Origin of the sequence: Neisseria uirgultaei (assembly GCF_962719845.1) — a bacterium.
Lineage (GTDB): Bacteria > Pseudomonadota > Gammaproteobacteria > Burkholderiales > Neisseriaceae > Neisseria > Neisseria bergeri.
On the sequence record NZ_CAUIYF010000032.1, the window covers coordinates 1 to 2,958 of the forward strand.

6 protein-coding genes are annotated in these 2,958 nt (G+C 40.8%); 2 read left to right on the plus strand and 4 right to left on the minus strand.

Features of this window, described 5'->3' with window-relative positions; genetic code table 11:
• Nucleotides 1–11 precede the first annotated feature (11 nt).
• From Q9J32_RS10005 to Q9J32_RS10020, 4 genes are all read right to left on the minus strand, one after another.
• Nucleotides 12–341 (minus strand): hypothetical protein, encoded by a 330-nt coding sequence (locus Q9J32_RS10005; protein ID WP_301885722.1) that lies wholly within the window; start codon nt 339–341, stop codon nt 12–14.
• 81 nt (nt 342–422) lie between these two features.
• Entirely contained in the window at nt 423–638 is a 216-nt protein-coding gene (locus Q9J32_RS10010; protein WP_301885720.1) for a hypothetical protein, read from the minus strand.
• A 1-nt stretch (nt 639) separates the two neighbouring features.
• Nucleotides 640–828: a hypothetical protein gene (locus tag Q9J32_RS10015; RefSeq protein ID WP_301885719.1), complete on the minus strand. Its 189-nt coding sequence runs from the start codon at nt 826–828 to the stop codon at nt 640–642.
• Nucleotides 825–1,007, minus strand: a complete 183-nt coding sequence (locus Q9J32_RS10020; protein ID WP_301885718.1) for a hypothetical protein — start codon at nt 1,005–1,007, stop codon at nt 825–827. The genes Q9J32_RS10015 and Q9J32_RS10020 overlap by 4 nt, the downstream gene beginning before the upstream one ends.
• 136 nt (nt 1,008–1,143) lie before the next feature.
• On the opposite strand from Q9J32_RS10020, the gene Q9J32_RS10025 reads away from it, so the two are divergent.
• The gene (locus Q9J32_RS10025) at nt 1,144–1,380 is read left to right on the plus strand and encodes a hypothetical protein (RefSeq protein WP_301885717.1); all 237 of its coding nucleotides are present in this window, start codon (nt 1,144–1,146) and stop codon (nt 1,378–1,380) included.
• Between the two features lie 67 nt (nt 1,381–1,447).
• Nucleotides 1,448–2,620 carry a replication initiation factor domain-containing protein gene (locus Q9J32_RS10030; RefSeq protein WP_301885716.1) on the plus strand — a complete coding sequence of 391 codons (1,173 nt, stop codon included), beginning with the start codon at nt 1,448–1,450 and terminating at the stop codon, nt 2,618–2,620.
• Nucleotides 2,621–2,958 lie beyond the last annotated feature (338 nt).

Sequence of the window (2,958 nt, forward strand, 5' to 3'; positions counted from 1 at the left end):
CATTATGCGAACTATCCGAAGAACCGTTTTTTACGGTGGAAATAAGACGGATTGTTTGGATAAACGAAATGCGCGCAATGGGCTTTGAAATACGCCCTTTTGACGCGCTCCCTGTCCCTTTCCCTGCATCTCGTATATTCCAAACCTGCAATAATTTCAATCGGATCTATGTCCATCACGTCGGCAATATCCAAGACGACGGCAAAAGGAAACCTAAGACGGTTGCGCCGATATTGGGACACCTCGGACGGCGTAACCGCCCATCTTTTGGAAAGCGCGTAATCTGAACGCACCCGCAACCGCCCTTTGACGGCATCCAGCCATTGGGATTGTGAAAGCATAATAAAATCAAAGCCTTTGCGAAAACCTGTAATTTAATGATACAGATTTTTGCAAAGGCTCTCTATTTGAGCATATGCTCCTTATTGTTTTATGTCTTTGGAATTTCTTTCGGGAATGTCTGAAAATTCGATTTCTGAAGCCGAACCATCAAAGAGCATTGCACAAAGTCCCTTACCTTTGGTTTGGGCGCATTGCATTCCTGCTTCAGTCCCGTTATTGAATCCGTACAGAAATATGCCGAATGACCAAACGGAAAAAGCGATAAAGACGGCAATCCATTTCAGGGCTTTTTTCATATCAGTTACCTATAGTGATTTTTCCGTCTTCGTCGATTTTGGCGCATCGGATTGCTTCGTTTAAAAGTATGTGTGCAAGCTCGCTATCCCTAAGCGGTTCGCGGTCAAGCTGGATGAGCTTTTTGTTTATATTGATTGCAAGCTTTCTAATGCTTTCTTCCTGATTTTCTTTAATTCGTAGTGTTTTCATTTTTCTTTTTCCATCGCGTATTTTATATAGTCTTCTTCTTTTATTTCTTTAATTCCTTTTTCTATCAATAGATTAAGTATTTCAGTTTCTTTAAACCCCATTTTTGTTGCTACTACGGCTCTCACGTATTCTTTTTTAACTGCTTCCCATGTTTTGTCTTGTATGTGTTTGCTAGGCATTTTTTGCTCCTTAATTAATTTAAATTAATTTACTGCTTCTAAGTTTCTTTGTAAAAATTTTCTTGACTTCTAATAATATTTTTAATTAGAATTTTCCAATAATCTATTTTCTTAGAAAAACTGATTGAGGCTACAAATGAACAAACGACGTGCAGAAGTGGTTTTTGACGGTTGGAAAAGCTGGATTGTGAATTGCTATGTCAACGGTGTTTTTTATAAAAACGTTGGGTTTGATTCTTTTCTGTTGGCTGTCGGCTCTGCTCAAGAGTTTTTAGATTCGGGTGAAATTGTATCCGTCTCCATCGAAACGGCAGAGTGCATTGATGGAAATATGGTAACTGCCGATCTTCTTTCTATCGGCTTAAGAAACTGATGGGTTTAATGCCCCCCCTTATCTAACAGGGGGGGTCGAAAATCGAAGGGCGAAGGGAATCTAAAACATGGAATTTTCAAGAGACACAAATTCATGCATTCAACCTCAAGAGTACGAGCGTTATGAAAAGGTTGTTATGGATGCAAAGGGTAATTTAAAGGTTGTTCCTTTAAGACGTGGCAAAGGCGATTCCGCATTTATAGACACAATCAGCTTCACGTTTCATGAAAGTTCTGTTGCTAAGTTTTTTTTGATAACAAGGGATTTTTTCCCGATTAAAGGCGTATCCGATAGGGATGTATTAGTTCGTTTTTCCGATATTTTGGAATGGATATTCGGTTTCGGAATTTCGTCGAATCAACCTGTCGGCAAAGGTCGTTTTTATGAGTCGCGCTGGCAGATGGAAAGAGACGGCGTTTTGTACGGTCAGGTTTACATCGGTGGACAACAGGAAACCATACTTGTAGAGATGACGGGTAAAGGTTGTGCAGTTGCGGAGGAAGGCTGGGAAGAACGTTTGTATAGGTTTTTAACGGCGGATACGACTTATAACGCAAAAATAACCCGTTGCGACGTTGCAAAAGACTTTTACGAAAATGAAATATCGCCTGATACCGCTTGGGAAATGTACGAACAGGGCAAGTTTGATAAACGAGGGAAACGTCCGCTTGTCGGCAAGCTCGGGGATGACTGGCTTAACCCTACTGAAAAAGGCAAAACCCTGACCATCGGTTCTAAACATTCTTCAGTTTTTTGCCGTATCTATGACAAAGCAAAAGAACAAGGGGATACAAGCGGCGTTTTTTGGTGCCGGTTTGAACAGCAGTATATGGGAAGAAACTGTTATTTGAGTTTCGATATTTTGATATCGCCTGGTTCTTTTTGGGGCGGCGCGTTTGAGATTTGCGCGTCATTGCAACAAAAAGGTGTGACGGAACATAGAAATGTAAGTTCCAAAAAAAGATTGGAAATGAGCATAGAACGCTCCAAGCAGGTTGCAGCGCAGCAGGTAGGACGCGCCATAAATATGATGATTTATCTGGGTATGTCAGATTCTGAAGTTGTTGAGTATTTGCGCCGAAAAGATGGTGCGCTGCCCCATCGTGTGAATCCCGCATCATTCATCATCAAAGAAAAACGCGCTTGCGAATATATCCATGATTATGAAAGAGAAATTGAAATAATTAAATTTGATGAGTACGAAATGGTTTTAGACAGTCTGGCAGAATCGATTGATTAAGTTTTTTTGGATAAATGATTTTTTTTAGGCGTATCTCAGTCTGGAATCGCTTCGTTCGGGGGTTGAAGGTGCAGGAAAATAGGGCAGAAAAAAGGAAAAGGGGGAAGCTTTGTAAAGATTGGGCGCGCTTTTTGCCCAATCTTTACGAATACCCCCTTTTCCTTTTTTCTGAACTGTTTTTCAATACCGGAAACCCACTAACGGAGTGATTTCAGAGTGAGATACGCCTAAAAAAAATCAGACATTCGGGTCGCAACAGAAACCTTTGCCAAAACCTGCTTGCAACGTTTCCGATTCTGTAACCTTTCTACAATAGGACAAAACGTATCATTATGCGA

Coding starts and splice junctions, on each gene's coding strand:
- Q9J32_RS10005 (WP_301885722.1), bottom strand. CDS start 341: ATGCTTTCACAATCCCAATGGCTGGATGCCGTCAAAGGGCGGTTGCGG.
- Q9J32_RS10010 (WP_301885720.1), bottom strand. CDS start 638: ATGAAAAAAGCCCTGAAATGGATTGCCGTCTTTATCGCTTTTTCCGTT.
- Q9J32_RS10015 (WP_301885719.1), bottom strand. CDS start 828: ATGAAAACACTACGAATTAAAGAAAATCAGGAAGAAAGCATTAGAAAG.
- Q9J32_RS10020 (WP_301885718.1), bottom strand. CDS start 1,007: ATGCCTAGCAAACACATACAAGACAAAACATGGGAAGCAGTTAAAAAA.
- Q9J32_RS10025 (WP_301885717.1), top strand. CDS start 1,144: ATGAACAAACGACGTGCAGAAGTGGTTTTTGACGGTTGGAAAAGCTGG.
- Q9J32_RS10030 (WP_301885716.1), top strand. CDS start 1,448: ATGGAATTTTCAAGAGACACAAATTCATGCATTCAACCTCAAGAGTAC.